This window comes from Micromonospora sp. NPDC049044 (assembly GCF_040649215.1).
Taxonomy (GTDB): Bacteria; Actinomycetota; Actinomycetes; order Mycobacteriales; family Micromonosporaceae; genus Micromonospora.
The window spans coordinates 120,504-144,542 of the sequence record NZ_JBEZFA010000009.1 but is presented as its reverse complement, the minus strand read 5'-3'; the positions used below and the strand labels follow the sequence as shown (position 1 = coordinate 144,542).

Sequence of the window (24,039 nt, the reverse complement as noted above, 5' to 3'; positions counted from 1 at the left end):
GCGAAGATCAGCTTTGTTGACGCGGACCGAAAGGACGATATGCGCTATCGCACTCTGGGCGCCACCGGCACTGTGGTGTCGACCCTCTGCCTCGGCACGATGACCTTCGGCGCGGAGACCGACGAGGCCGGCAGCTTCGCCCAACTGGACCGGTTCGTCGAGGCCGGCGGCACCTTCATCGACACCGCCGACGTCTACTCCGCCGGTGTCTCAGAGGACATCGTCGGGCGCTGGCTGCGGTCCCGGCCCGACGTGCGGGACCGACTGGTGATCGCCACCAAGGGGCGGTTCCCGATGGGTCCGGGTGCGAACGACGCCGGCCTGTCCCGGGTACACCTCACCCGCGCCCTGGACGCCAGCCTGCGCCGGCTCGGCGTCGAGGCCGTCGACCTGTACCAGGCGCACGCCTGGGACCCGCTCACCCCGCTGCCGGAGACGCTGCGGTTCTTCGACGACGCGGTACGCGCGGGCAAGATCCGCTACGCGGGGGTCAGCAACTTCACCGGTTGGCAGTTGCAGAAGGCGGCCCTGCTCACCCAGCACCTCAACCTCACCCCGATCGTGACCCTGCAACCGCAGTACAACCTGCTGGCCCGGGAGATCGAGTTCGAGCTGGTGCCGGTCTGCGAGAACGAGGGCATCGGCATCCTGCCGTGGTCGCCGCTCGGCGGTGGCTGGCTCACCGGCAAGTACCAGCGCGACAGCGCGCCCACCGGGGCGACCCGGCTCGGCGAGAACCCGCAGCGCGGCGTCGAGGCGTACGCCGGTCGCAACGCCGACGAGCGCACCTGGCGGGTGCTCGACGCGGTGCGCCAGGTCGCCGGGGACCGGGGTGTGTCCATGTCGGCGGTGGCGTTGGCCTGGCTGGCGGCCCGACCGGCGGTCACCTCGGTGATCCTCGGGGCGCGTACCACCGAGCAGCTCGACGACAACCTGACCGCCGCGGACCTGGTTCTCGACGCCGAGCAGATGCGGTCGCTCGACGAGGCGAGCGCCCCGCTGGTGGGTGACTACCCGTACGGCGCGGCGGGTGTGCGGCAGCGCGCCCGCGACCTGCCGACCGGCTCATGATTGCCTTTCCCGAGCCCACCGCGCCGGCCGGCAGCCGCGCCGAGGTGTTCCTGCGGTACCTGGACTACTTCCGCGAGTCCGTGGTGGCCAAGGTGTCGGCGCTTGCCGAGTCGGAGCTGCGCCGCAGCCGACTGCCGTCCGGGTGGACGCCGTTGGAGCTGCTCACCCACCTGCGCCACGTCGAACGGCGGTGGATCGAGTGGGGTTTCCAGGGCCGCGACGTCGCGCAGCCGTGGGGCGACCGCCGCGACGACCGCTGGTACGTCGGCCCCGACGAGACGCGTGCGGATCTGGTGGCGGCACTGCTGGCACAGGGTGCGCACACCACCGCCGTGGTGACGGCGCACGACCTGGCCGAGGTCGGCGCCCCGGGTCCGCGCTGGGACGGCGCGGACCCGGCGTCGCTGGAGCGGGTGCTGTTCCACCTGGTGCAGGAGTACGCCCGCCACCTCGGTCACCTCGACGTGGTCGCCGAACTCGCCGGAGGCCCAACCGGAGAGTAGGCCACCGTTATACCTTCGCACCCGATATATCGATGGTGTGGAGACACCGCTACGCGAACCCACGTTCCTGATCCTCACGGCGTTGGCCGCGGAGACACTGCACGGCTACGGGGCGCGCTGCTACCGCGATGCGGCACGTCAGCGCCGCTACGTCCGCCGAGACCTTCTGCCCGTCGGCGCATCCACGATGAACGGTCTATCGGAAGTCGGCTGCGTGGTCGGTGGCCCATTGCGTGAATGTCCGCGCCGGTCGGCCGGTCAGGTGCGGGACGACGTCTGCCCACTGCTGGTTCGTCGGGGCGGGATCATGAGCGGACTCCGCCCACATCTTGAAGATCCAGTCAACGAACGTCTCGGGATAGCCGTTGCTGATCCATTCGGCCCGGGCCTCGGCCGGATCGAGTTCGTCGAACCGCACTGTGTCACCGATTGCCGTGCCGATCGCGTTGACCTGCGCGACGGTGGTGAGCGCCTCGGGGCCAGCGAAGGTGTAGGTCCGGCCGGCGTGGCCGTCCTCGACGAGCACCGTCGCGGCGACCGCGGCGATGTCCGCCTCATGGGTGGGTTGGGTGACCGCAGCCCCGTATGGGCGGCGGACCACCCGGTCCGCCTTGATAGCTGGGGCCCAGTCCAGCCAGTTCGCGGCGAACTCCCCGGGCCGCACGTGTGTCCATTCCAGACCGGAGGCCTCGACCGCACGCTCGACCGCCAGGTACCCATCTTCGCTGGCGCCGGTGTCGGCCAGCGCCCCGGACAGCACGACGATGCGCCGCACGCCGGCCCGCTTCGCAGCAGCAACAACGGCACGCGCCGCGCGTCCGACGGGGAACAGGTACATGCTCTCGACGCCGTCCAGCGCCGGCTCCAGAGACGGGGGGTCAGTCAGGTCCCCACCGGCGACCTCTGCCCCGTCCGGAAGGCCCGCCGCCGACGGCGTCCGCGTCAGCGCACGGACCCGCTGGCCGGTCTTCACCAGTTCGACGACGACGTGTCGGCCCACCATGCCGGTGGCACCCGTTACCAGGATCGTCATCGTGCCACCTGCGGCCGGAAGTCAGCGACGTGGTCGTTGGCCCACTGGGCGAACGGGCGTGGTGGCCGTCCCGTCACTCGCAGATAGGTGTCCGTCGGTGGCAGCGCACCCGTCCCGTCGACCGCGTCGGCAAGCAGTGCGATCATCCAATCGGCGGTCTCCTCGTCCAAGCCGTCGCGCAGCCACTGCGTGCGCGCCTCGGCGGGATCGAGTTCCTCGAACCGCACCTGCGTGCCGATGGCGGCACCGATCGCGGTGGCCTGCTCCGTCTGCGAAACCTTGGCCGGGCCGGTGACGGTGTGCGCGGCACCGACATGGTCGTCGGTCAGCAGTGCCGCGACCGCCACGTCGGCGATGTCGGCCTCATGGACCACCGGGTAGCCAGCGGCAGCGTACGGCCCGCGCACCACCCGTTCGGTCCGGATCTGATCGGCCCACCCCAGCGCGTTGGCGGCCAACAGGCCCGGCCGCACATGGGTCCACTCAACGCCGGAGGCCTCCACCAGCAGTTCCAGCCCGCGGTGCGCTTCGCGCTCTTCGGTCAGGTGCCGCCCGAGCGCGCCATCGCCTCCGGTTCCAGGTGCGAACCCCGCCGCCGCCGCGGAGTGCACGACGAACCGGGTGACGCCGGCCTTGACCGCCTCATCGACGAACCCATGGTCGGTAGCGGCGCACACGAAGGGGAACAGGTACACCGACTGCACTCCGTCCAGCGCCGCTCGCCAGGTCTCGGGACGTTCGAAGTCTCCCTGGACCACCTCGACGCTGTCCGGCAGTTGGCCTGTCCTCAGCTGGCGGGTCATCGCCCGCACCGGTCGCCCGGCCAGGACCAGTTGGGCCACCACCTGGCGACCCACGTTTCCGGTCGCTCCGGTTACTAGAATTGTCACGTTGCTCCTTCTCGAATACCTGGAGTGGGCAATAGACCGCCGCCGCGAATCCACGACCAATGGCGCGGCGGCGGTCACCCCACGCAGGCTAGGCGGTGATCTCAAAAGTCGCACATCGTACATATGTACGAGTGCACTTGTGCGGCGCCCCGCGTCGACGCCGTCCGGCTGCTCCGCGTCGAGGCCCGGGGATGAGACAGTCGCGGGCCAGGAACCTGACCGCGCAATACCCGGCCCGGCTCAAGCCCAGTGAGTATCCAGATCTGCCGCGAACCGCGCGTGGGGCTGGCCGCTGCGGTCAGGCCCGGGCGGCTGGGTCGTCCCAGACCGCCGACGTGGCGGCGTGGCTCAGCGGGCTTCGGCCCAGCCGACGAAGCGCGGGGTGAGATCGGGCGACGCGACGCCCCGGTTGAGCCTGGTGAGGTCGGCTTCGGCTGCTTCCTGAAGCTCTGCCAGGTGTGCCAACAGGCCCGGCCGGTCCTCGCGGTACTCGCCGAGGAGGCGCAGCTTCGCGGCCGAGCACGGCCACAGGATGCCGCAGACCGGGCAGCGCCACGAGGGCCGCAGCGGGGAGTGCTTCCGGCGTTCGGGCATCAGACGACCCCCACGGGGCCGGTGCGCCGGATCGGTACGGGCCGGTGGGTCTCGGTGGCCCGGCGGGGAGCCGGGGACTGCATCTGCACGCCCGCGCGCATGACGAACAGCTCGCGCCGGGCGATCGCCTCGCCCTTCGGGTTCAGCTCGTAGGCGTCGAGCCAGAGCCATCCGTCGTAGGTGTGCCGGTCAGGTAGCTCGTGGATGACCCGGACGACTATCGGTTTGCGGAACTGGACGCTGGCGGCGGTGGTCAGGAGGACCACGTCCCCCGCCCGCAGTGTGCCGGTCATCGCGGCTCCGGTGGCTTCGGTCTCGCTGGGTCGGCTGTCTCGGCTGGCATCGACATCGCTCCGGGCTGGGCGTTGGAAGGGGCCGCCCCGTCCGGGGCGGCCCCGCTGCGAACGCGTCCGCCGGGTTCGGGTCCCTGCCGGCCGCGCTGTCTACAGGAGCACCTTGCCGTGGGTCGCTGGACAATCACACAGCGTTGTGTAATCTCCTTCAGACGGTTGGTTTGTTCCAGGGGAGGGGCGGCATGAACCACGCCTTTGTTGCGGCGCTCGCCGAGGCGGGTCACACCGCCGAGAGCCTCGCAGGTCGCATCGGTGTGCACCCGAAGACCGTCGCGAGATGGGCAAACCCGGGCCACATTCCGCAGAGTCGCCACCGCTCGACAGTCGCGGATTTGCTGGCAAAGGACACCGATGCGCTTTGGCCGGACGTCGTCCGTCGACGCGAACCGGTGTGGTTTCGGCCGTGGGTGGATATCGAACGCGAGGCGGTGACGCTGCGATCGTTCGAACTGGCCTGGGTGCCCGGGTTGTTGCAGACCGAGGCGTACGCGCGGGCGACCCTGGCGGGTGGGGTGCTGAGGCCGGACGCGGTAGACGAGTTCGCCGAGGCTCGAATCGGCCGGCAGGCGATCCTCACCCGGGACAGTGGACCACTGCTGATCGCTGTGCTGGACGAGGCGGTGCTCCGGCGACGCGTCGGCGACGACCGCGCCCTGATGGCGGCGCAACTCGTCCGCCTGCTCGGGCACGCCGAGACGGACAGCGTCCAACTCCACATCGTTCCGGCGGACGCGCCCAGCTATCCCGGCCTGGACGGGCCGTTCACCATCGCCGACATGCCGGACGGGTCGCGGGTCGCGCACGTCGACGGCCCGGCCCAGGCTCAGATCCTCGATCAGGCATCGGAGCTTGTTAACCTGGAACGACGGTGGGAGCGTATTCGCGGAGAGGCACTGCCCCGGGGGCGTTCCTTGGACCTTCTGAGAGAAGCGGCAGCATCATGGACATGAGCGGTGCGCGGTGGCGTAAGAGCACGAAGAGCGGCGGCAACGGCGGCAACTGTGTCGAGGTCGCCGACAATCTCCCCGGGGTGGTCCTCGTGCGTGACACGAAGGATCGCGACGGCGGCACGTTGACCTTCAGCCCGGAGTCGTGGCGTGGCTTCGTCGCGATGACCCGCGACGCCGGCTGACCGACCACCTCGCACGCGGGCTCCCGGCGCTGGTCGGGGGCCCTTTCGCGTCGGCGTGAACGGCCTGGCTCATCAGTGCTGGATCAGCCAGATCACCGCGTCCACGATGGCCTTACCGGCGGCGGTGGCCGCGCCGGTGAGGATGCCGTAGGTGATGACCCGAAGGGTGCCGCGGCCACGGCGTTCGGGTGCCACGCTGCGGTCCTCGTGGCGGCCCTCCGGGGTGGTCGTCGATGCCGGTGGAGTGCTGTGGAAGAGGCTCATACGATGAGCGTCGGCCAGCGGGCGTCCGGTTCCGTCCGGCGGCCGCAACTGGATACCGGACGCCCTGTGGCGGCTGTGGATACGCTTCGGACACTTGCGGTGGCCGGCGAGCGGGCGGTGGTGGCTATGACGGCGGGTGATCCGATTCCTCTCACGCGTGACGCGATCAACCGCCTGGTCGGTGACGTCGGCGCTACGGGCGACAAGCTCATGGATTACGTGCCCGTCAACGAGCATGACGAGAAGATGGCGGCCCGCTCAACCGTGTACGCGTTGCTGACCGGCCCGCCTCATCGGCCGCAGCAACCACGGTGGACGACGATCTCCGCTGTGGTGCAGGCGTGCGAGGCGTATCACCACGTCCACGGCGGCCGTGACATGCATCAGGCGATGATCCGGGCAGGCAGGTTCGATCGCAGTAGATCCGGGCCGTTGCGCGTGCTGTTCGACAGCGAGACAGGCAAGGGACCGTCAGCACAGTTCGTGGCGGCACGTGACCGATACCTGGCGCGGTTGCAGGACCGGTACCGGCGAGTGGATCTGGAAATCCTGACGCCGTTGACCGATCAGGGTGAGCATCCGGCAATGCTGCTGGACCAGGTATTCGTGCCGCAACACGCGCGTGCGGACCCACCACCGGTGGAGGTGCCGCGGGAGGTGTGGCAGCGGCTTGCCGAGTCCGGGCAGAGCGATGACGCTCAACTACCCGAGCAGATCGACCGGGAGATGCTGACGGCCGCCGTGCGCGCCTACCAGGACCGCCCCCGCCGACCAGTGCTGGACGTGCTCGCTGATCCCGCCGGCCGCAAGTTGGTCCTTCTCGGGGACCCCGGAGCCGGCAAGTCAACCCTGGCTCGATACCTGCTGCTGGCGCTGGCAGGTGCCGACGAGTCGGCTACCGGTGCCGGCAATCTGGCCGCCTCGTCCGGTGGGGCGGGCCAGGGAAGATCGGTGCCGGTGACACTACGGGGATGTCTACCGCTGTTGGTGGAATTACGCACCTACGCCGAGCCGCAATGGCGTGGCGTGCCTGGTGCGTCGTTTCTCGATCTGATCGATCACCTGTCCAGCACCGAGGACATGGGGCTGCCTCGTTCGGTACTGGAGCCGTACCTGGAGACCGGCGGCCCGGCTTTGATCATCTTCGACGGGTTGGACGAGGTTTTCGATCCCCGGCTGAGGGCGCAGGTGACAGCTCAGATCGAAGGGTTCGCCGCCCGCTATCCCCAGGTCCGGGTCGTGGTCACCTCCCGGGTGATCGGCTACCGGCGGGCGACGCTGGACGCGGCAGGGTTCGGTCACTGGATGCTGCAAGACCTCGACGGTGACCAAATCCGTGCCTTCGCCACCGGCTGGTACACCAGGACCTACCCAGACGAGCCAGCCCCGGCGGCCCGCTTGCGGGACCGGCTGCTGGCCGCGATCACCGCCTCGACTGCGATCGGTGAGTTGGCCGGCAACCCGATGCTGCTGACCATCCTGGCAATCATCGGCCGGCGCCAGGAACTGCCGCGGGACCGGCGCGGCGTGTACGAGCACGCGGTCGCGGTGCTGGTCGAGCACTGGGACGTCAACAGGCACCTGCGCGACGAACGGATCAGCGTCGACCTACTCGATACGCGGGACAAGCTTGAGCTGCTACAGCTGGTGGCCCGGCGCATGCAGGACGCCCCGTCCGGGTTGGCCGGTAACCACGTACCCGGGCCCCGCCTGATCGACTGGTTCCGCGACTACCTGCACGAGCGCTTCGGGTTGCCCGCCGAGCGGTCAGTCCCCGCGGCGAGGGCGATGCTCGCCCAATTTCGGGAACGCAACTTCATCTTGGCCCGCTTCGGTGCCGAGGTGTACGGGTTCGTCCATCGGGCGTTCCTGGAATACCTGGCCGCCGCTGACTTGACCCACCGCCTTGCCAACTACGACCTCACCCCCGATCAGGTGCTGATCGTCTACGACCAACACTGGTCCGACCCGGCCTGGACCGAGGTGCTACTGCTGCTCACCGGCATGATCCCCGACCGCATCGCCGCGCAGGGCATCGCCCGGCTGTTGACCGCGGACCCTCACTGGCGGCTACGACCCAGCGTGCCCCGGCATTTGCTGCTCGCGTTGCAGGCCGCCACCGAAATCCGTAAGACCGCCGCCCTGGCGCCGCACGCATCCGCCCTGACCAAAGCCGTAATCAACCTGCTGGAGGAAGCCGCCGGCGAGAAGCACCACGATCGGACACTGCCCGACGCGATCGAACGACTGGCCCCACAGCTGACCAGCACTTTCGGCCCGGCGTGGCCTGCCGCTGCCCGCTACCAGCGCTGGTACGAGCGGGCCGGATGGCGCCTCAACCTGAACATCGCCTCGACCCTCAGGGTCTCCCTCATCCGCCACGATGTTGCCGCCCTTCACCGTGCCGTCGTCGACGGCGGCTGGGGGGTGAAGCAGGCTGCCGTGCGGGCGATCGCGGCCGGCTGGGCCGACGACCCAGACACCCTGCCATGGCTGCGGGAACGCGTCACCGCCGACGGCAACTGGGAGGTGCGGCGGGTGGCGGTGGAGGCGATCGCGGCCGGCTGGGCCGGCGACCCGGACACCCTGTCCTGGCTGCGGGAACGCGCCGCCACCGGCGGAGACTTCATCGTGCGGCGGGCGGCGGTGCAGGCGATCGCGGCCGGCTGGGCCGACGACCCGCACACCCTGCCCCTGCTGCGAGAACGCGCCACCACCGACGATGACTGGGGGGTGCGGCGGGTGGCGGTGCAGGCGATCGCGGCCGGCTGGGCCGGCGACCCGGACACCCTGTCCTGGCTGCGGGAACGCGCCGCCACCGACGGAGACCCCGCCGTGCGGCAGGCGGCGGTGCAGGCGATCGCGGCCGGCTGGGCCGGCGACCCGCACACCCTGCCCCTGCTCCGCGAAAGCGCCACCACCGACGGAGACTCCATCGTGCGGCAGGCGGCGGTGCAGGCGATCGCGGCCGGCTGGGCCGACGACCCGCACACCCTGCCCCTGCTCCGCGAAAGCGCCACCACCGACGGAGACTCCATCGTGCGGGACGCGGCGGTGCAGGCGATCGCGGCCGGCTGGGCCGGCGACCCGGACACCTTGGCCTGGCTCCGGGAACACAGCATGACCAAGCACAACCTTTACGCACACCCGATGGCGGTGCAGGCGATTGGGACCGGCTGGGCCGGCGACCCGGCCGTCCTGCCCTGGCTTCACGAACGCGCCACCACCGACGGCAACTGGGAGGTGCGGCGGGTTGCGGTGCGGGCGATCGCGGCCGGCTGGGCCGACGACCCGGACACCCTGCCCTGGCTCCGCGAGCGCACCACTGATGACAACTCGAACGTGCGGCAGGCGGCGGTGCGGGCGATCGCGGGCGGCTGGGCCGCCAACCCAGACGTCCTGACCTGGCTCAGTGAATGCGCCACCACCGACGATGACTGGGACGTACGGCGGGAGGCGGTGCAGGCGATCGCGGCTGGCTGGGCCGACGACCCGGACACCCTGCCCTGGCTCCGGGAACGCGCCACCGATGACAACTCGAACGTGCGGCGGGCAGCGGTGCAGGCGATCGCGGCTGGCTGGGCCGACGACCCGGACACCCTGACCTGGCTCCGGGAACGCGCCACCACCGGTAACTACCCGGATGTACAGGAAACAGCGGCGGCAGCGATCATGCGGTTGGAAGCCTGACAACCTGCCGGGGACGTCACCATCGACCGGCCGTCTCGGCGTGGCCACCGGCCGTGGGCCAGCCACAGCAACGCCTCGTGCACGGGTTCGCGGCCGCGAGAGGAGAGGCGTTCGTACGGCGGGTCACCGCAGTGCTGCTGCGAGTTCGGCGGCGTTGTCGAACGCGGGCGCGGCCCTTTCGGATTCGTCTTGCGTGAGCGTGACGGAGTGGGCGCGGGCCAGCATCTCGGAGGCAGTCTTCGGATCGTGCAGCACCATCGCGAGCTCGGCGCGGTAGACCAGGACCTCTACCTGCTCGACCGGGTCGTCGTCGGCCTGCGGGCGGGCCAACGCGCTGTCGAGGATCCGAACGGCCTGTCCGACGCTTCCCCTGGAGTCGGCCTGCACGACAGCATTCGCCAGGGCCTTGGCCAGCCGCCCGGCCGGCGCGGCGGCCGGCATGGGCGCGGTGGCGGCGTCCCGGAAGACGCGGACCCAGTTGCCGCCCGGGTCGATGACGCTGAACCCGCCCAACCCGTCCGCGTTCTTCCGCGCCCTGGGCCGGGTCATCCGCGGCGTTCCGGACACCAGCACCTTGCCGTACGCGGCGCGCATGCCGGCTGCGAATGCCCGATGCAGTCCCTCGATGTCGGCGGTGATCACGAGGCAGGAGCCGTAGGACTGCTCCGGGTCAAAGCCGGCGATCTCGAAGAACTGCAGATGCAGGTCTTCGCGTTGCACCCCCACACACGCGTTGGGCTTGCGCTGCTTGTACGTGGTGCGGAACCCGAGAACTCCGTAGAAGGTTTCGATGTCGTCAATGGACGCGCACGGCAGCAGGGGAACGGTCCGCTCGTTGGTCATGCCCCCTTCCTAGGCGTCGCAGGGTGTCTGTCGCACATGGAAATAGCCGATCATCGCCATTCGTCATCCGATCGGCTGATGCTCCAGAACGCAACGCGGCTCCCGCCGAGGTCCGGCTCGGCAGTCGGTGGCGACGGCCGCGACACACACGCTGCTCGGCCACGCCGACCGGACCGGTCATCAGCGGCGAGGACCGAAAGCGGGTGATGCCCGGCCAAGCACGGGTACGGCCCACCTTCCTGGCGGACGGCCCGGGTGCACGGAAAGTGGTCCCTCGACGCCGGAACGCTGCGGCTCATCTCGTTCCGAGCGCTCCGCGCACCGCACCGGAAGGGAAAACGCCTGGCGGTCCGCGTACCGCTGATGTGAGGGTGACCGGCATGACTGCGCATGCACTGGCCGGAGCCCTGGCCGACGACGGACGACGACGGATCTTCGCGGCGATTGTGCTCGGCGCGACCGGCGCGGCGCAGGTCGCCGAGCGCACCGGCCTGCCGGCCCGGGTGGTGCTCACCGGGGTCCGCCGGCTCGCCGACGCGGGCCTGGTCACCGGCGCGGACGGCGCGTTCACTGTCGACGAGGCGTCGTTGCGGGCGACCGCCCGCGACAGTCGCCCGGTCGACGACGCCGACCCGGCGGCCGACCCGGTGCTGCGGACCTTCCTGCGCGGTGACGTCCTGGTGGGCCTGCCCGCGCAGCCGAAGCGGCGGCGCGTCCTGCTCGCGCACATCGCCGAGCGCTCGTTCGAACCAGGCACCCGCTATCCGGAGCGCGCCGTCGACGACGCGCTCAAGCCGTGGTGCGCCGCTGGCGGGTCGGATCACGCGACGCTGCGCCGGTACCTGATCGACGAGCTGTTGCTCACCCGCGAGCACGGGATCTACCAGCGGCTCTGATCCCCGGAGGATCTTGCTAGCCTCGGCGCATGACCTCCTGCACGCCCGCCGACGGCCCACCGGACCTGTTGTTTCTGCTCTCCTGGGCGAGTCACGCGCTGCAGACCGAGCACGCCGCGGGGCTTGCCGAGTTGGGCATCTCGCCGCGGGCGCACTACGTGCTGGCGCAGGCGCGCACCGGCGAGCTGACCCAGCGGGAGATCGGCGAGCGGTGCGGCGTGGACAAGACCACGATGGTCGTCACGCTCGACCAGTTGGAGCGGGCCGGCCTGGCCGAGCGCCGCCCGGCGCCGACGGATCGGCGGGCCCGGCTGATCGTTGTGACACCGGCGGGGGAGCAGGTCATCCAGCAGGCACAGCAGGTGGTCCGCCGGATCCAGGACGACCTGCTCGCGACCCTGCCCGAGCCGGACCGGGAGGCGTTCCTGCGGGCACTCCTGACGCTCGTCGGCGGTCCCCTTGCCCACACCTCCCCGTACGCGCCGGGCAGCCGCTCCGGCTGTTAATCCCGAGAAAGATAGTTCCGAACAAGACTATCTGCTACGGTCGTACTCGTTCGTTTCCCCTGAACGAGGAGCCGTCATGAGTGCTGCCACCGTCGCGAGCCCCACCACCTCGAACCTGCGCCGCCGCGCCCTCGGCGTCGGCGTCGCCGTCGTGGCCAGCCTGGCCATCTGGGCGATCGGCGCGCTGGCCGGCGTCGACTTCACTGTGGAGAGCTCGGGTCAGCCCGCCACGGTCATCGGGGCCGGCGCGATCGTCATGGTCTCCCTGGGGGCGGCACTGCTCGGCTGGGCGACCCTGGCCCTGCTGGAGCGGTTCGCCGCACGCGTCGCCCGACCGGTCTGGGTCTCGCTGGCCGTCGTGGTGACGCTGCTGTCCTTCGTCCCTCTGCTCGGTGTCGAGGCCACCGGCGGCGCCAAGCTGGTCCTCGGCGCCACGCACGTGGCCGTGGCGGCCGCGCTTATCGCCCTGCTGCCCCGACCCCGCCGGTAGTCGTCGCGGACACCGCCGTCGTCGCGTAGGCCGACTGGCTTCGACTGCCGACAGCGGAGTCCGGCTTTGAGCCGACACGGGCGGGTGTGCAGCGCGGGGCGGCGGCCGATGCGTCTCTCTAGTGAGGAGCACTGACGGGAGCGGGCGTGTCGTTCGAGGATTTCGTGACGGGGTACGGCCGTTCGCTGGTGCGCCTGGCGTTCGTCCTCAGCGGCGACCGGCAGGTGGCGGAGGATCTTGCCCAGACCGTGCTGGCCGATGCGTACCGGCACTGGAAGCGGGTGCGCGCGGCGGCAGACCCCGAGGCTTACGTACGCCGCATGCTGGTGAACGCGCACCTGAGCTGGCGTCGGCGGCGCTGGACGACGGAACGGCCCGCCGACCTGCGCCAGGAGGCCGGCGCCACGGTGGCCGACCCGGCCGACGCTGTCGCCGCCCGGGACCAGATGCGGGTGCTGTTGAGCAGGCTCGCCCCGCGCGCCCGCACAGTGCTCGTCCTGCGGTACTACGCCGACCTGGACGACACGGCGATCGCCGCGGCCATGGGGGTCAGCGTGAGCTCGGTGCGGGCCACCGCCTCGCGTGCCCTGGCGAGCCTGCGCGGGCCCGCAGCCGTCGGCGTACAGAGGGGGACCCGATGAACCAGTCGACCGAGCGCGAGCTGCGCGAGCTGTTCGCCGCCGACGCCGCCGACGCCCCCGACGAGCTGGTCGTGGCCGCCGCGGCGGTGCGCAGGGTCCACCGCAGGCGCCGGAACGTGATGGTGGCGGCGGCCACGACCGCGGTGATCACCGCAGCGGGCGGGTACGGCGTCTACCGGCCGGCCGCGACGCCGCAGGCACAGCCGTCGGCCGCCGCCTCGTTGGCACCTGCCGCTTCGGCGCCGGCGGCCGATCTGCCGGCCGGGGTCACGCCGGGCGATCCGCTCACCTTCGGCGCGGCGCAGTGCGTCAAGCCGTATTCACCGGAGACCCTCGCCGAGCAGGCCTTCGCCTTCGACGGCACAGTGACCGGCATCGGACCGGCACGCACCGAGCGCAGCACGCATCCCCGCCAGGACCTGCGATCGGTGACCTTCCAGGTGCACACCTGGTTCAGGGGTGGCTCCGCGGGCACCGCCATGGTGGACATGTCGCCACCCGCCGCGGGGCCCGGGACGGGCGATGCCACGTCCGAGCATGTCCCTGCCTACCAGATCGGCACCCGGTTGCTCGTGTCCGGCATGCCCCGCTGGGGTGGCGGGCCGCTCGCGGACCCGATCGCGTGGGGCTGCGGTTTCACCAGGTACTACAGCCCCTCGGTGGCGGCCGAATGGGCCACCGCGGCGAAATGAACGGCCCGCGGGAGGAGGGGCGACGACCACGCCGAAGACCGTCGGAGGGGGTGCCGCGTTGCTGGCCGCCGTCGAGCGGGTGGCACGTACCGCCGGGGAGGACCGGATCCGGCTCGACACCCGCGACGACCTGGTCGAGGCCCGCGCGCTGTACGCCCGGCACGGCTACGTCGAGATCCCGCCGTACTCGTCGGACCGCTACGCCGAGCACTGGTTCGAGAAGCAGTTGACGAACGCCGCCGAAGGCGCTAAATAAGAAGAGGAAGTTGAGTCACCCCGGCTCAACTCATCACCTTCGGCCAGGAGAACCGAGGAGGCATGACCATGTTGATGCGTACCGACCCGTTCCGTGAGATCGACCGGCTCACCGAGCAGTTCTTCGGTACGGCAGCCCGTCCGGCGACGATGCACCTGGACGCCTACCGCGACGGCGACCACTTCTACGCGGCGTTCGACCTGCCCGGCGTCGACCCGGACACCATCGACTGCACAGTCGAGCGCAACGTGCTCACCGTCCGTGCCGAGCGTCGCCGACCCACCGGCGACGGCGTCGAGCTGGTCGCCGCCGAACGCCCGATGGGCACCTTTACCCGGCGGCTGTTCCTGGGTGACACCCTGGACACCGACAAGTTGGAAGCCGGGTACGAGCACGGGGTGCTGACGTTGCGCATCCCGGTCGCCGAGCGCGCCAAGCCCCGCCGTGTGACCATCACCGCCAACGGCGAAGGACGGCGGCAGATCAACGCATGATCACGGTGTCGGGTGGGATCGGCGCGCCTGCGCGCCGATCCCACCCGGGGCTGAGAGCCTTTTTCACATGGTGTTCTCCGACGCTCCGGTGCTGGCCCGCCCGTCCGCGCCCCCCGCGCTGCCGAGTGGACCGGTCGAGGTCACCGAGGCGTGGCTGCGAAACCGGCGGCTGTCCGAGCACACCCGCGACGCGTACCGGCGCGACGTCACCGGCTGGCTCAGGTGGTGCGCCGGCCGCGACCTCGACCCGCTGCGGGCCACGTTCCTGCACGTCAACGACTACGCCCGGGCGCTGGAGTCCACAGTCGCCACCCGCAGCGGCCGACCGCTGACCCCGGCCACCGTGGCGCGACGGCTCTCCGCACTGTCCAGTTGGTACGACTTTTTGGTGAAGCTGGGCGCGGTGCCGGCCAACCCGGTCTCCGGCGCGGACCGGCCCCGCGTCGACCGGGACCACTCCGCCACCCTCGGGCTCAGCCCGGAGGAGGTCGACGCCCTGCTCGGCGCGGCCGACGCGGACACCGGCCCGACCGCCCTGCGCAACCGGGCGGCGATCGCGCTCCTCGCCGACCTGGGCCTGCGGGTCGGCGAGCTGATCTCGCTGGACCTGACCGACCTCGGCACCGAACGTGGCCATCGCAGCGTGCGCTTCGTCGGCAAGGGCGGCAAGCAACGTCGCCGGGCCCTCACCCCCGGCAGCGGGCACGCAGTGGACGCCTACCTGGCCCAGCGGGCCGCCGCCACGGGCGTGCCCGTGGCGCAGTTGACCGGGCCGCTGCTGGTCACCGCCAGCGGCGCCCGACTGGACCGGCACTCGGTGTTCCGGATGGTCCGGCGGCTCGCCCGGGCCGCCGGCATCCCGGCCTGGGCGAAGCTGTCACCGCACTCACTGCGGCACGCCTTCGCCACCACCGCCCGCTCCGAGGGCGTGCCACTGGAGGACGTGCAGGACGCGATGGGCCACGCCGATCCGCGCACCACCCGCCGCTACGACCGCGACCGGCACAACCTCGACCGCGACCCGGCGTACGCGGTGTGGGCGGCCCGAGGCCGCCGCCGCAACTGATCCAGCCCCTGCTCAGCTCTGGGGGCGGGGGCAGATGCAGAACGGTTGCCCGATCGGGTCGAGAAGCACCACCCACCTGTCGCCGCCGGGCTGGAAATCCGGCTTGGTCGCGCCCGCCGCGACGAACGTGGCCTCCGCCGTCGCGAGGTCGTCGACATACAGATCCAGGTGGTAGCGCTTGTCGCCGTCGGGATCGGGCCAGGCCGGCGGCTGGTAGCCCTCGACCAGACCGAAACCGATGGAAACGCCACCGGAATTGATCATCGCGTACTCGGGTTGGCTGTGGGTGATCTCCCAGCCGAGCACCTGGTGGTAGAAGGCGGCGTGGCCGGCGGGATCGGAACTGTCCAGATTGACCATGGCGAGGTCGGCAGGTGCTGTCATGCCGGCAGTATGCCGCCGGGGTCCGACATGTCTGCGCACCTACGTGTCGCACCCCCGCCCTACTGTCGACCGATGAAATATGGCCTGGAGATCTCCTGCGGTGGCGCCGCCATCGAGGCGTCCGTCCTGGTGGAGTTGGGTGAGCTGGCCGAGCGCGCCGGGTGGGACGGCGTGTTCCTGGAGGACTATCTGATCCACTACTCCGGCGAGGAGCCGTTCACCTACGACCCCTGGCTGGTGCTCACCGCTATCGCCTGCCGCACCGACCGGGTGCGGCTGGGCACCACCGTCACCGCACTGCCCCGACGCCGGCCGGCGAAACTGGCGCGGGAGGTGCTCACCCTCGACCACCTCAGCGCGGGCCGCGCCACGGTGGCGGTCGGCGTCGGTGACCCCGCTGACCGTGGGCTGGCCGCGTTCGGCGAGCAGACCGAGGTGTCGGTGCGCGCCGCGATGCTCGACGAGGGTCTCGACCTGCTGACCGGGCTGCTCAGCGGCGAACGGGTCGACCACCACGGTCACCACTACCGCGCCGACGGGGTGGCGCTACGGCCTGCGCCGGTGCAGTCGCCCCGGGTGCCGGTCTGGGTCGGCGGCAGCATCCAGGCCGGCGCGGTGCGTCGCCGCGCGGCCCGCGCCGACGGCATCGTGCCGTACAAACTCACCGACACCGACGGGTGGTCCGACTTCACCCCCGACGAGGTCGACGAGTTGGTGCGCGCCCTGCCGGCGACCCGCGCCGACGGCCAACCGTTCGACGTGGCGATCGGCGGCCGGCGACGCCGACCCGACGAACGCGCCGAACGCGCGTACCTCGATCAGCTCGCGGCGGCCGGGGCGACCTGGTGGTTGGAGTTCGTTCCGGTCGGCGATCCGGTGGCCATGCGCGCCGCCGTCACCCGTGGGCCGCTGCGGTGACACCGGGTGACGCGGCGACCCGTTGACCGCCGTCGTCGTCCCGCTCGCTCAGCAGAGCAACTCCAGGTGGAGGTGGGCGTCCTCGGCGATCTCCTCGTGCCGCAGCCAGCGCCGCGCCCACAACCGGGCCGCCAGTTCCGCCTGCTCGTCACCCCACGCGGCGTGTTCGATGAGCAACGCGGTGGTCAGCGCGTACGCCAGGCGTAGCGCCACGGCACGGGCACCGGCCTGCACCGCAGCGGCGTCCGGATCGGCGATCACCGCGGTGATGGTGTCGCTCAACCGGGTGGCGGCGGCGGCCAGGGTGTCGGCGAGCGTCGGCGAGAGCGATCGGGCCAGGTCCACCGCGGCGGCGAGCCGGCCCAGCACCGGCGTCCCGGCGTCCTCCCTGGTCAACGCGCGCAGCACGTCCAGGGCCAGCACGTTTGTGGTGCCCTCCCAGATCGGCAGCACCTGCGCGTCGCGCAGCAGTCGGGGCACGGCGGTGTCCTCCACGTAACCGGCCCCACCGAAACTCTCCACGTACTCGCTCGCGGAGCTGACGGCGAGCCGGCCGGTGGCCAGCTTCGCCAGCGGCGCCACGATGCGCAGCTCCGCCGCGGCGGCCGGATCGGCACCGACCTCGACCCGCCCCAGCAGGGCGAACGCGTGACCGGCGAGGGCGAACGCGCCCGCCGCGTCGACCGCGAGGGTGCCCAGCGTCGCCCGGTGCAGCGGCGAGGACACCAGCGGCCCGCCGGCGACGTGCCGCACCTCGGCGTACGCGCGGGCGTAGTCCAGCCCACGTCGCATCCCACCGGCCGCCGCCGCGGCGTTGTGCACCCGGGTCACCACGACCAGGGTCATCGCCCGGACCAGGCCGGGCACCGCCGGGTCACCCAGCGGGAGCGCGTACGCGTCGTGCAGACCGATCTCGGCGGTGGGCAGCGCGCGGGTGCCGAGCTTGTCCTTGAGACGGTGCACCGTGACACCCGGTGCGGGCGAGCCCGGCGCCCCGCCGATGCTCAACGGCGAGTCGAGCGCGTAGCGGGGGACCAGGAACGGTGCGAGCACCCGACTGCCGCGCCCGGCGCCCTCCGGTCGGGCCAGCGCCACCGCCATCGCCGCGTCGGCGGCCGAGCAGAACCACTTCTCCCCGGTCAGCCGCCACGACCCGTCCGCCGCCGGCCGGCCGATCGTGCTCGAGCGGCCCAGGTCGGAGCCGCCCTGCGACTCGGTCATCCACTGCCCGCTGGTGATCGCGGTGGCCGGGTCCGTGGAGATCAGCCGGGGCAGCCACGCGGCGCGCACCTCGACGTCCACGTCGGGCATGCTCAGCAGCGCCGCTGCCCCGTCGGCCATCGCCACCGGGCAGGAGAAGGTCGCCGACTCCGGACCGTACAGGTGCAGCAGGGCGTGTTGCACGACCCGCGCGGCGGCGCCCCAGGTGCCGCGCGCCTCCGTCAGGTAGGGCAGCGCGACCACGGCGTGTCGGGCGGCGGCGGCGCGCTGCGCCTGCCAGCCGGCGGAGGTGTCGATCCGGTCGATCCGCGCGCCCCACGGGTCGTAGCGGACCAGGGTCGGCGGGTGCGCCTCCGCGTCGGCGTGCGCCGCGCGCAGCGGCCCGGTGACGTCGGCGGCCAGGTCCGCCAGGCGTCCCTTCGCGGCGGCGTGCCCACCCGGGCCCAGGTGGCGCTCCAGCCAGGAGCGCAGCAGGCCGTCGCCGGCGTACGGATCGACGGGAGGTGGCACCGGCTGCACGAAGCGGCTCATCGATCGACTCCTGGCACTGCTCGGGGGTGTGCGCCGACGGTAGACGATGCGTGGCCGGTCCGAACAGGGCAGTCCCACCGACCCGGCCGCGCCGATTTCCGACTTGTCGCACTTCAGTGCGATCGCGTTCTCTACGGTCGATAGTCGTGGGTGCCGGCCAGCCGTGGAGCCGACCGGCCCGGCGCAGCCGCCCGATGCGCACCGGGCTGGCGTTCGCCGGGTTCGGTGTGGCGCTGTGCTGCGTCGGCGTGGCCGGGTTGGCCGCCTGGAACCTGCAGACCGTGCGGCAGGCCGCCGGCCCGATCCGGGAAACCGCCGACGACTTCCTCAGTGAGGTGGCCCTGGGCGACAGCGACCAGGCGTACGAGCGGCTCTGTGCGGACGCGCGCAGCCGGTGGAGCGCGATCGGCTTCACCAGTTGGGTACGCACGCCGCCGATGGTCACCGACTACGAGATCACCGACGTGTCGGTCGCCACCCGCAGCGGACGACCGCAGGGCACGGTGACGGTGAAGGTGACCCGCGACGGCGGGCACACCGAGGAACGGCGGCTGCCGGTGGTCCGTGAGGGCGGGGACTGGCGGGTGTGCGGTGACCCCTTCTGAACCACCGGTCGTCACCCCGGCGCGTCCGCAGCTGCTGCGACCCCGTCAGGGGGTGCAGCCGACCACGTCGACGGAACTCTTCTTCGACCTGGTCTTCATCTTCACCATCACCCAGTTGTCGCACTACCTGATCGCCCACCCGCACTGGCAGGGCGCCGGGCGAACCGCGTTGTTGCTGGCGCTCGTCTGGTTCGTCTGGGTCTACACCACCTGGGTGACCAACTGGCTGCAACCCGACCAGGGGCCGGTACGGGTGATGTTGATCGGGGTGACGCTGGGCAGCCTGTGGTTGTCGGCGGCGATCCCGCAGGCGTTCAGCCGGACCGGTCTGCTGTTCGCTGTGGTCTACGTGATCGTGCAGGTAGGCCGCACCATCTTCGGGTTGTGGGCGGTGCGGGGCAACCCGTGGCTGGTCGACGGGTTTCAGAAGTCGCTGCCCTGGATCGCCGGGACGTCGGTGCTGGTGGTGCTCGGCGGCCTGGCCGACGGGGCTGCCCGGGAGGCGTTGTGGGCGGCGATGATCGTGATCGAGGTGGTCGGCCTGTCGATCGGTTACCCGCTGCCCGGGCGGGGTCGCAGCCGCCCCGAACGGTGGATGGTCGAGGGTGGGCACCTGGCCGAACGGTGCGCGGCGTTCGTCCTTATCGCGTTGGGCGAGTCGATCCTGGTCACCGGGAGCACCCTCACCTCGCACGTGGACCTGGTGACCTCCGGGGCATTCCTGCTGGCGTTCGCCGGCTCGGTGGCGCTGTGGTGGGTGTACTTCGCCCGCTCGGCGCCGGCCGCGACGGAGGTCATCGCCCGCGCCGGCGAGCGCACCGGCGCGTTGAGTCGGGCGGCGTTCAACTACCTGCACCCGGTGATCGTCGCTGGCGTGATCGTCACCTCGGCGGCCGACGAGCGGTTGCTGCGCGAGCCCGGCGCGCCGACCACCACTGTCGCCGCGCTGTTCACCCTCGGTGGTCCGGCGCTGTTCCTGGCCGGCCACGCCGCGTACAAGGCGCTGTTGTGGCGGATCCTACCGACCAGCCGGATCGTGGCGGTGGTGGTGCTGCTGGCGCTGATGCCGGTCTGTGTGGCGCTGGAGGTGCCCGTCGCGGCGTGCGCCACGGTGGCGTTGGCGGTGACCGTCGCCGTGATCGTGACCGACCGGTTGCGGGCTCGGCGCGCCACGCGCGGGTCGTCCTGACCCGTCCCACGACACTGCGTCGGTTCCCGGACAACGCCAGCGTGAGTGGGCCGCCTCATGGTTAGCGTGGGTCATCGGCCCTCCGGGTGACCTTCCGCGGTGCTCGGACGAGCGGAGGCGACGCGATGACAGCCGAGCGGCGGACCCGCCCACAGCGGTGGCTGATGCTGGTCGCCGCCGCCGGTTACGGCAAGACCACCGCCCTGGAAACCATCGGCGGGGACGGTCCGAGCGCCTGTCACCTGGCGACGGACCTGATCGACGCGCTGTCGCACCCCACCAACCCGTCGGCCGCGTACCCGCTGGCCCGGGTCGCCGTGGACGAGGTGTCCGCGCTCACCGAGGACGACCAACTGGCCCTGATACGGCTGTTGAGCGCGTGGCCGGGTCAGCCGGCGGTGACGCTGGCCGCTCGACAACCACTCGCCGACGCGGTGCGCGGCGCCTGTGCCGGGCCGGTGGTGCACCGGGGGCCGGAAACCCTCTCCCTCGGCCGGGACGCGGTTGCCCGGATCCTGCGCGACGAACACGCGGTGCCCGACAGCGACCTGGCCTACCTGGTGTACGAGCTGACCGCCGGCTGGCCGGCGTGGGTGCACCTCGCCGGCGACGCCCTCGGCCGGCAGGGCGTCGGCCGGCGGGAGCTGCTCGCGGCCCTGACCGAGCCCGGCACCGCCGGCGGGCACTTCGCCCGCGACGAGATCCTCGCCGACCTGCCCCCGCCGGTGGCGGAATTGCTCGGCCGCGTCCACCACCTCGACCCGATCACCGCGCCCCTGTGCGTGGCCATCGACCCCGACCTGCCCGCCGACGCCACCGCGCAGGCGCTGCGCTGGGCGACCCGTACCGGGTTGCTGCTCGCCCACCCCCGCCGACGGTCCGGCCCCACCTCATCGACAGTGCAGTTGGTGCCCGTGCTCGCGGCGGTGCTGGCCCAGCAGGCCGGTCGGCCGGACGCCTCGGGCCGCCGGCGGCTGTCCGCCGCCGCCGACTGGTATCTCACCAACGCGTACCCGCTGGCGGCCGCCCGAGCCCTGCGTGCGGCGGACGACACCACCCGGTGCGCGGAGCTGATCGTCAGCCACGGGGCGGACATGCTCGCCGGTGGTGGGGCGCCGGACGTCACCGAACTGATCAGCGGGCTGCCGCAGGCCGCGCAGGACCCCGACCTCCAACTGATCTTCGGCGACGCGTTGCGGATGTCCGGCTCGGTGACCTGGGCATCGAGGGTCTTCGCCCCGCTGCTGGCCCAGGCGGACCGCGACCGTCGCTGGCCGGCCCGGTTGCTCTGGCGGGCGGCGATGGTGCCGTACCTGCGGGCCGACTATGCCGGCGCCCTCGCGGTGCTCGACCGGGTGGACGCGGCACCGACGCTCACCCCACCCGGCCCCGACGACGTCCTGCTGCTGGCCTGCCGCGCCAGCACCCTCGCCCAGCTCGGCCGGGTCGACGACGCGGTCGCCACCGGGGCCCGGGCGCTCCTCGCCGCGCAGCAGCTCAACGAGGACGCCCCGTTGGCGGCGGCGCACATCGCGGCCGCGCTGACCTCGTCCGGCACCCGCCGTGACGAGCACCTCGCCGAGGCGCTGGCAGCGGCGGAACGCGCGGGTGACCTGGTCCAGCAGGCGCGGGTCCTGGTCAACCAGGCACACTGCCTACTGCGGGAGGCCCGGTACCCGTCGGCGCTGGCCACCGCGGTGCGGGCGGTCCGCGCGGCGGAACTCGCCGGCCCGCCGGGAGTGCTGGTGACCGCCCTGCACAACGCCGGTGAGGCGCTGGTCCGGCTGGGCCGCTACGACGAGGCGACAGTGCACTTCACCCGGTCCAAACTGGTCTCGCAACGCTTGGGGCTGAACCGGGCGGCCGCCGGGGTGTACGGGTTGGCCGAGGTCAGTCGCCGTCTCGGGCGGCGCGAGGAGGCGTTGGCGGCCTTCACCGAGGCCGCCGAACTGGCCCGTGACGTGGGGGACCTACAGGTACGCATCCCGGCGCTGGCCGGCCTGGCCCGGCTGCGTTGCGTGGGCGCCGCCGCCGATCTCGGCGCCGCCCGAGCCGCCGCCGACGAGGCACATCGCCTGGCACCGGCGTTCCTGCGTTCCTCCGCGCTGGCCGCGACCGGCTGGGTGGCGTACGCCGGAGGTGACCTGGAGGTCGCCCGGCGACGGGCGGCCGAAGCGGTGCGGGCGGCCCGGACCGGGCGGCAGGCCGACGCGTTGGCCGAGGCGTTGGAACTCACCGCCGCGGTCGCCGCCGACCCGGCCGCGAGTCGCGAGGCGCTGCTGGAGGCCGGCGCGATCTGGCGGGCGGCGGGCGCGGGACCGGCCGCCGAGCAGACAGTCGTCCTGCTGGGCCGGGTTCCGGGCGCCGACGGCGCGCAGCGCTCGGCGGCGCAGGCCGCCGCCAACCGGTTGCTGGCGCTCGGGGTCGAGACGGTCGACGGCCGACAGTTGTCCGAGCTGTCCGTCGACGGTGGGATCGTCGAGGTGCGGGTGCTCGGCCGGTTCGAGGTCATCGTCGGTGGGCGGGAGGTCCCGCTGTCGGCGTGGCGGTCGCGGCAGGCCCGCACGCTGCTGAAGATCCTCGTCGCCCGGCGTGGCCGTGCCGTGGGACGGGCCGAGCTGTGCGAACTGCTGTGGCCCGACGACGAGCCGCGGCGCACCGCGCACCGCCTGTCGGTGCTGCTGTCCGCCGTGCGTGCCGTGCTCGATCCGCCCCGCCGGTGGCCCGTCGACCGGTACGTGCGCGCCGACCTGACCGGCGTGCGCCTCGACCTGACGCGGGTCGTCGTCGACGCGGAGAACCTCCTCGCCGACGTGCCCCGGGCCGAGCAGCTCGCCCGCGAGGGTGACCCGGCGCAGGCCCGCGCGGTGCTCGCCGACGTGGACGCCGCCTACCGGGGGGACGCCTTCACCGACGAGCCCTACGAGGACTGGGCCGACGGGTTGCGGGAACAGGCCCGCTCGGTGTGGTTGCGGGCGCTGCGGAAACTGGCCCGGCAGTACCGGCGCGACGGTGACTCCGACCGGGCCGCGACCACCCTGGTCCGGTTGCTCGACGCCGACCCCTACGACGAGTGGGCGCACCGGGCGCTGGTCGGGACCCTTGTCGGCGCCGGCCGGCACGGGGAGGCCCGGCGGGCGTTCGACAGGTGGGTCGGGGCGATGCGTGCCATCGACGCACCGCCCCCGCACCCGGACGTGCTGCGCTCCAGGGCCGGTCAGCAGGGGTAGAGGTTCTCGTTGCCCGCGTCGGTGGCCACGTACGAGTAGAAGATCGCGCTGGCGTCGGGGTTGTCGTCCGCGGCGCAGGTGTCTTCCCCGCCCCCGCCGTCGAAGATGTCGCCGCTGGTGGCACCGCCCCAGATGATGACGCCGGCCCTGCCGATCAGCAGGTCATCGCCGTGCGCCCCGTTGAGACGGTCGTTGCCGTCGAGACCGGCCAGCACGTCGTCGTTCGGCCCGCCGACGAGGGTGTCACCACAGCCCTCACCGAACAGGATGTCGTTGCCGCCGCCGCCGTAGATCGTGTCGACACCGCCGCCGCCGTAGATGGTGTCGTCGCCGCCGAGCCCGTGGATCTCGTCGGGTCCGGCGCCGCCGTAGATGACGTCGTCGCCCTCGGTGCCCATGATCGGGTCGCCGTTGGTGCTGGCGCACGGGTTCACGTCCGGGTTGGCGTACGCCGTACCACCGCCAGCGCCGATCAGAGTGCCGCTGACCAGGAGGGCGGCCAGCGCCGCCGCTCGGATACGCATGATGGGACCTCCCGTTCGTGGGC

General features: G+C 72.1%; 26 protein-coding genes and 1 pseudogene. 18 read left to right on the top strand and 9 right to left on the bottom strand.

The genetic code is table 11. The features are described 5' to 3' along the window. Nucleotides 1-39 precede the first annotated feature (39 nt). The 3 genes and pseudogenes from AB0B85_RS10010 to AB0B85_RS10000 all read left to right on the top strand — a co-directional run. Nucleotides 40-1,071 (top strand): aldo/keto reductase, encoded by a 1,032-nt coding sequence (locus tag AB0B85_RS10010; RefSeq protein WP_357405551.1) that lies wholly within the window; start codon nucleotides 40-42, stop codon nucleotides 1,069-1,071. After that, nucleotides 1,068-1,574, top strand: a complete 507-nt coding sequence (locus AB0B85_RS10005) for a DUF664 domain-containing protein (RefSeq protein ID WP_357405549.1) — start codon at nucleotides 1,068-1,070, stop codon at nucleotides 1,572-1,574. Before AB0B85_RS10010 ends, AB0B85_RS10005 begins: the two co-directional genes overlap by 4 nt. A 37-nt stretch (nucleotides 1,575-1,611) precedes the next feature. Further along, nucleotides 1,612-1,686: pseudogene (locus AB0B85_RS10000) on the top strand (PadR family transcriptional regulator); the annotation flags it as partial. Nucleotides 1,687-1,770: 84 nt separating this feature from the next. Here the strand turns inward: AB0B85_RS10000 and AB0B85_RS09995 are convergent. The 4 genes from AB0B85_RS09995 to AB0B85_RS09980 all read right to left on the bottom strand — a co-directional run bounded on the left by AB0B85_RS09995 (nucleotide 1,771) and on the right by AB0B85_RS09980 (nucleotide 4,384). Then, complete coding sequence (locus tag AB0B85_RS09995; RefSeq protein ID WP_357405547.1) at nucleotides 1,771-2,607, bottom strand: NAD(P)H-binding protein; 837 nt, start codon at nucleotides 2,605-2,607, stop codon at nucleotides 1,771-1,773. After that, nucleotides 2,604-3,497 (bottom strand): NAD(P)H-binding protein, encoded by an 894-nt coding sequence (locus AB0B85_RS09990; protein ID WP_357405678.1) that lies wholly within the window; start codon nucleotides 3,495-3,497, stop codon nucleotides 2,604-2,606. The genes AB0B85_RS09995 and AB0B85_RS09990 overlap by 4 nt, the downstream gene beginning before the upstream one ends. Nucleotides 3,498-3,845: 348 nt before the next feature. Further along, complete coding sequence (locus AB0B85_RS09985; RefSeq protein WP_357405546.1) at nucleotides 3,846-4,091, bottom strand: flavin reductase; 246 nt, start codon at nucleotides 4,089-4,091, stop codon at nucleotides 3,846-3,848. Next, nucleotides 4,091-4,384, bottom strand: a complete 294-nt coding sequence (locus AB0B85_RS09980; RefSeq protein WP_357405544.1) for a hypothetical protein — start codon at nucleotides 4,382-4,384, stop codon at nucleotides 4,091-4,093. Before AB0B85_RS09980 ends, AB0B85_RS09985 begins: the two co-directional genes overlap by 1 nt. A gap of 242 nt (nucleotides 4,385-4,626) precedes the next feature. On the opposite strand from AB0B85_RS09980, the gene AB0B85_RS09975 reads away from it, so the two are divergent. Both AB0B85_RS09975 and AB0B85_RS09970 read left to right on the top strand, forming a co-directional pair. After that, nucleotides 4,627-5,394 (top strand): DUF5753 domain-containing protein, encoded by a 768-nt coding sequence (locus AB0B85_RS09975; RefSeq protein ID WP_357405542.1) that lies wholly within the window; start codon nucleotides 4,627-4,629, stop codon nucleotides 5,392-5,394. Further along, a complete protein-coding gene (locus tag AB0B85_RS09970) occupies nucleotides 5,385-5,576 on the top strand; it encodes a DUF397 domain-containing protein (protein ID WP_357405540.1) in 192 nt (63 codons plus the stop codon). The genes AB0B85_RS09975 and AB0B85_RS09970 overlap by 10 nt, the downstream gene beginning before the upstream one ends. A 72-nt stretch (nucleotides 5,577-5,648) precedes the next feature. On the opposite strand, the gene AB0B85_RS09965 is transcribed toward AB0B85_RS09970, so the two are convergent. Next, nucleotides 5,649-5,840: a hypothetical protein gene (locus AB0B85_RS09965; RefSeq protein ID WP_357405538.1), complete on the bottom strand. Its 192-nt coding sequence runs from the start codon at nucleotides 5,838-5,840 to the stop codon at nucleotides 5,649-5,651. A 210-nt stretch (nucleotides 5,841-6,050) separates the two neighbouring features. Here AB0B85_RS09965 and AB0B85_RS09960 point away from each other — a divergent pair, with 210 nt between their 5' ends. After that, nucleotides 6,051-9,530: a HEAT repeat domain-containing protein gene (locus AB0B85_RS09960; protein WP_357405536.1), complete on the top strand. Its 3,480-nt coding sequence runs from the start codon at nucleotides 6,051-6,053 to the stop codon at nucleotides 9,528-9,530. Between the two features lie 123 nt (nucleotides 9,531-9,653). On the opposite strand, the gene AB0B85_RS09955 is transcribed toward AB0B85_RS09960, so the two are convergent. Beyond that, the gene (locus tag AB0B85_RS09955; RefSeq protein WP_357405534.1) at nucleotides 9,654-10,373 is read right to left on the bottom strand and encodes a VOC family protein; all 720 of its coding nucleotides are present in this window, start codon (nucleotides 10,371-10,373) and stop codon (nucleotides 9,654-9,656) included. 380 nt (nucleotides 10,374-10,753) lie between these two features. Between AB0B85_RS09955 and AB0B85_RS09950 the strand changes: the two genes are divergently transcribed. From AB0B85_RS09950 to AB0B85_RS09915, 8 genes are all read left to right on the top strand, one after another. Next, a complete protein-coding gene (locus tag AB0B85_RS09950; RefSeq protein ID WP_357405532.1) occupies nucleotides 10,754-11,269 on the top strand; it encodes a DUF2087 domain-containing protein in 516 nt (171 codons plus the stop codon). 29 nt (nucleotides 11,270-11,298) lie between these two features. Beyond that, nucleotides 11,299-11,775 (top strand): MarR family winged helix-turn-helix transcriptional regulator, encoded by a 477-nt coding sequence (locus tag AB0B85_RS09945; protein ID WP_357405530.1) that lies wholly within the window; start codon nucleotides 11,299-11,301, stop codon nucleotides 11,773-11,775. A 76-nt stretch (nucleotides 11,776-11,851) separates the two neighbouring features. Further along, entirely contained in the window at nucleotides 11,852-12,265 is a 414-nt protein-coding gene (locus AB0B85_RS09940) for a DUF6069 family protein (protein ID WP_357405528.1), read from the top strand. 146 nt (nucleotides 12,266-12,411) lie between these two features. Continuing rightward, a complete protein-coding gene (locus AB0B85_RS09935) occupies nucleotides 12,412-12,906 on the top strand; it encodes a sigma-70 family RNA polymerase sigma factor (protein WP_357405526.1) in 495 nt (164 codons plus the stop codon). After that, the gene (locus AB0B85_RS09930) at nucleotides 12,903-13,598 is read left to right on the top strand and encodes a hypothetical protein (RefSeq protein ID WP_357405524.1); all 696 of its coding nucleotides are present in this window, start codon (nucleotides 12,903-12,905) and stop codon (nucleotides 13,596-13,598) included. The genes AB0B85_RS09935 and AB0B85_RS09930 overlap by 4 nt, the downstream gene beginning before the upstream one ends. Continuing rightward, a complete protein-coding gene (locus tag AB0B85_RS09925; protein WP_357405522.1) occupies nucleotides 13,501-13,854 on the top strand; it encodes a GNAT family N-acetyltransferase in 354 nt (117 codons plus the stop codon). Before AB0B85_RS09930 ends, AB0B85_RS09925 begins: the two co-directional genes overlap by 98 nt. Nucleotides 13,855-13,922: 68 nt before the next feature. Further along, complete coding sequence (locus tag AB0B85_RS09920) at nucleotides 13,923-14,348, top strand: Hsp20/alpha crystallin family protein (RefSeq protein ID WP_357405676.1); 426 nt, start codon at nucleotides 13,923-13,925, stop codon at nucleotides 14,346-14,348. A gap of 67 nt (nucleotides 14,349-14,415) precedes the next feature. Beyond that, entirely contained in the window at nucleotides 14,416-15,414 is a 999-nt protein-coding gene (locus AB0B85_RS09915) for a tyrosine-type recombinase/integrase (RefSeq protein WP_357405520.1), read from the top strand. A 12-nt stretch (nucleotides 15,415-15,426) separates the two neighbouring features. Here the strand turns inward: AB0B85_RS09915 and AB0B85_RS09910 are convergent, their stop codons facing one another. Next, the gene (locus AB0B85_RS09910; RefSeq protein WP_357405518.1) at nucleotides 15,427-15,798 is read right to left on the bottom strand and encodes a VOC family protein; all 372 of its coding nucleotides are present in this window, start codon (nucleotides 15,796-15,798) and stop codon (nucleotides 15,427-15,429) included. 72 nt (nucleotides 15,799-15,870) lie between these two features. On the opposite strand from AB0B85_RS09910, the gene AB0B85_RS09905 reads away from it, so the two are divergent. Then, nucleotides 15,871-16,716, top strand: a complete 846-nt coding sequence (locus AB0B85_RS09905; protein WP_357405516.1) for an LLM class flavin-dependent oxidoreductase — start codon at nucleotides 15,871-15,873, stop codon at nucleotides 16,714-16,716. Nucleotides 16,717-16,764: 48 nt separating this feature from the next. On the opposite strand, the gene AB0B85_RS09900 is transcribed toward AB0B85_RS09905, so the two are convergent. Then, on the bottom strand, nucleotides 16,765-18,468 hold the full coding sequence (locus AB0B85_RS09900; protein WP_357405514.1) for an acyl-CoA dehydrogenase family protein: 1,704 nt from the start codon (nucleotides 18,466-18,468) through the stop codon (nucleotides 16,765-16,767). Nucleotides 18,469-18,614: 146 nt separating this feature from the next. Here AB0B85_RS09900 and AB0B85_RS09895 point away from each other — a divergent pair, with 146 nt between their 5' ends. The 3 genes from AB0B85_RS09895 to AB0B85_RS09885 all read left to right on the top strand — a co-directional run bounded on the left by AB0B85_RS09895 (nucleotide 18,615) and on the right by AB0B85_RS09885 (nucleotide 23,492). Further along, nucleotides 18,615-19,073, top strand: a complete 459-nt coding sequence (locus AB0B85_RS09895) for a hypothetical protein (protein ID WP_357405512.1) — start codon at nucleotides 18,615-18,617, stop codon at nucleotides 19,071-19,073. After that, nucleotides 19,060-20,262: a low temperature requirement protein A gene (locus AB0B85_RS09890; RefSeq protein WP_357405510.1), complete on the top strand. Its 1,203-nt coding sequence runs from the start codon at nucleotides 19,060-19,062 to the stop codon at nucleotides 20,260-20,262. The genes AB0B85_RS09895 and AB0B85_RS09890 overlap by 14 nt, the downstream gene beginning before the upstream one ends. Nucleotides 20,263-20,387: 125 nt before the next feature. Then, nucleotides 20,388-23,492: a BTAD domain-containing putative transcriptional regulator gene (locus tag AB0B85_RS09885; RefSeq protein WP_357405508.1), complete on the top strand. Its 3,105-nt coding sequence runs from the start codon at nucleotides 20,388-20,390 to the stop codon at nucleotides 23,490-23,492. On the opposite strand, the gene AB0B85_RS09880 is transcribed toward AB0B85_RS09885, so the two are convergent. Next, a complete protein-coding gene (locus AB0B85_RS09880) occupies nucleotides 23,480-24,016 on the bottom strand; it encodes a hypothetical protein (protein ID WP_357405506.1) in 537 nt (178 codons plus the stop codon). The genes AB0B85_RS09885 and AB0B85_RS09880 overlap by 13 nt on opposite strands. Nucleotides 24,017-24,039: the final 23 nt, after the last annotated feature.

Excerpts from the sequence above, each read along its gene's own strand:
- AB0B85_RS10010 (WP_357405551.1), top strand. The coding sequence starts at position 40 with ATGCGCTATCGCACTCTGGGCGCCACCGGCACTGTGGTGTCGACCCTC.
- AB0B85_RS10005 (WP_357405549.1), top strand. The coding sequence starts at position 1,068 with ATGATTGCCTTTCCCGAGCCCACCGCGCCGGCCGGCAGCCGCGCCGAG.
- AB0B85_RS09995 (WP_357405547.1), bottom strand. The coding sequence starts at position 2,607 with ATGACGATCCTGGTAACGGGTGCCACCGGCATGGTGGGCCGACACGTC.
- AB0B85_RS09985 (WP_357405546.1), bottom strand. The coding sequence starts at position 4,091 with ATGCCCGAACGCCGGAAGCACTCCCCGCTGCGGCCCTCGTGGCGCTGC.
- AB0B85_RS09980 (WP_357405544.1), bottom strand. The coding sequence starts at position 4,384 with ATGACCGGCACACTGCGGGCGGGGGACGTGGTCCTCCTGACCACCGCC.
- AB0B85_RS09975 (WP_357405542.1), top strand. The coding sequence starts at position 4,627 with ATGAACCACGCCTTTGTTGCGGCGCTCGCCGAGGCGGGTCACACCGCC.
- AB0B85_RS09970 (WP_357405540.1), top strand. The coding sequence starts at position 5,385 with ATGGACATGAGCGGTGCGCGGTGGCGTAAGAGCACGAAGAGCGGCGGC.
- AB0B85_RS09965 (WP_357405538.1), bottom strand. The coding sequence starts at position 5,840 with ATGAGCCTCTTCCACAGCACTCCACCGGCATCGACGACCACCCCGGAG.
- AB0B85_RS09960 (WP_357405536.1), top strand. The coding sequence starts at position 6,051 with ATGGATTACGTGCCCGTCAACGAGCATGACGAGAAGATGGCGGCCCGC.
- AB0B85_RS09955 (WP_357405534.1), bottom strand. The coding sequence starts at position 10,373 with ATGACCAACGAGCGGACCGTTCCCCTGCTGCCGTGCGCGTCCATTGAC.
- AB0B85_RS09950 (WP_357405532.1), top strand. The coding sequence starts at position 10,754 with ATGACTGCGCATGCACTGGCCGGAGCCCTGGCCGACGACGGACGACGA.
- AB0B85_RS09945 (WP_357405530.1), top strand. The coding sequence starts at position 11,299 with ATGACCTCCTGCACGCCCGCCGACGGCCCACCGGACCTGTTGTTTCTG.
- AB0B85_RS09940 (WP_357405528.1), top strand. The coding sequence starts at position 11,852 with ATGAGTGCTGCCACCGTCGCGAGCCCCACCACCTCGAACCTGCGCCGC.
- AB0B85_RS09930 (WP_357405524.1), top strand. The coding sequence starts at position 12,903 with ATGAACCAGTCGACCGAGCGCGAGCTGCGCGAGCTGTTCGCCGCCGAC.
- AB0B85_RS09920 (WP_357405676.1), top strand. The coding sequence starts at position 13,923 with ATGTTGATGCGTACCGACCCGTTCCGTGAGATCGACCGGCTCACCGAG.
- AB0B85_RS09915 (WP_357405520.1), top strand. The coding sequence starts at position 14,416 with ATGGTGTTCTCCGACGCTCCGGTGCTGGCCCGCCCGTCCGCGCCCCCC.
- AB0B85_RS09910 (WP_357405518.1), bottom strand. The coding sequence starts at position 15,798 with ATGACAGCACCTGCCGACCTCGCCATGGTCAATCTGGACAGTTCCGAT.
- AB0B85_RS09905 (WP_357405516.1), top strand. The coding sequence starts at position 15,871 with ATGAAATATGGCCTGGAGATCTCCTGCGGTGGCGCCGCCATCGAGGCG.
- AB0B85_RS09900 (WP_357405514.1), bottom strand. The coding sequence starts at position 18,468 with ATGAGCCGCTTCGTGCAGCCGGTGCCACCTCCCGTCGATCCGTACGCC.
- AB0B85_RS09885 (WP_357405508.1), top strand. The coding sequence starts at position 20,388 with ATGACAGCCGAGCGGCGGACCCGCCCACAGCGGTGGCTGATGCTGGTC.
- AB0B85_RS09880 (WP_357405506.1), bottom strand. The coding sequence starts at position 24,016 with ATGCGTATCCGAGCGGCGGCGCTGGCCGCCCTCCTGGTCAGCGGCACT.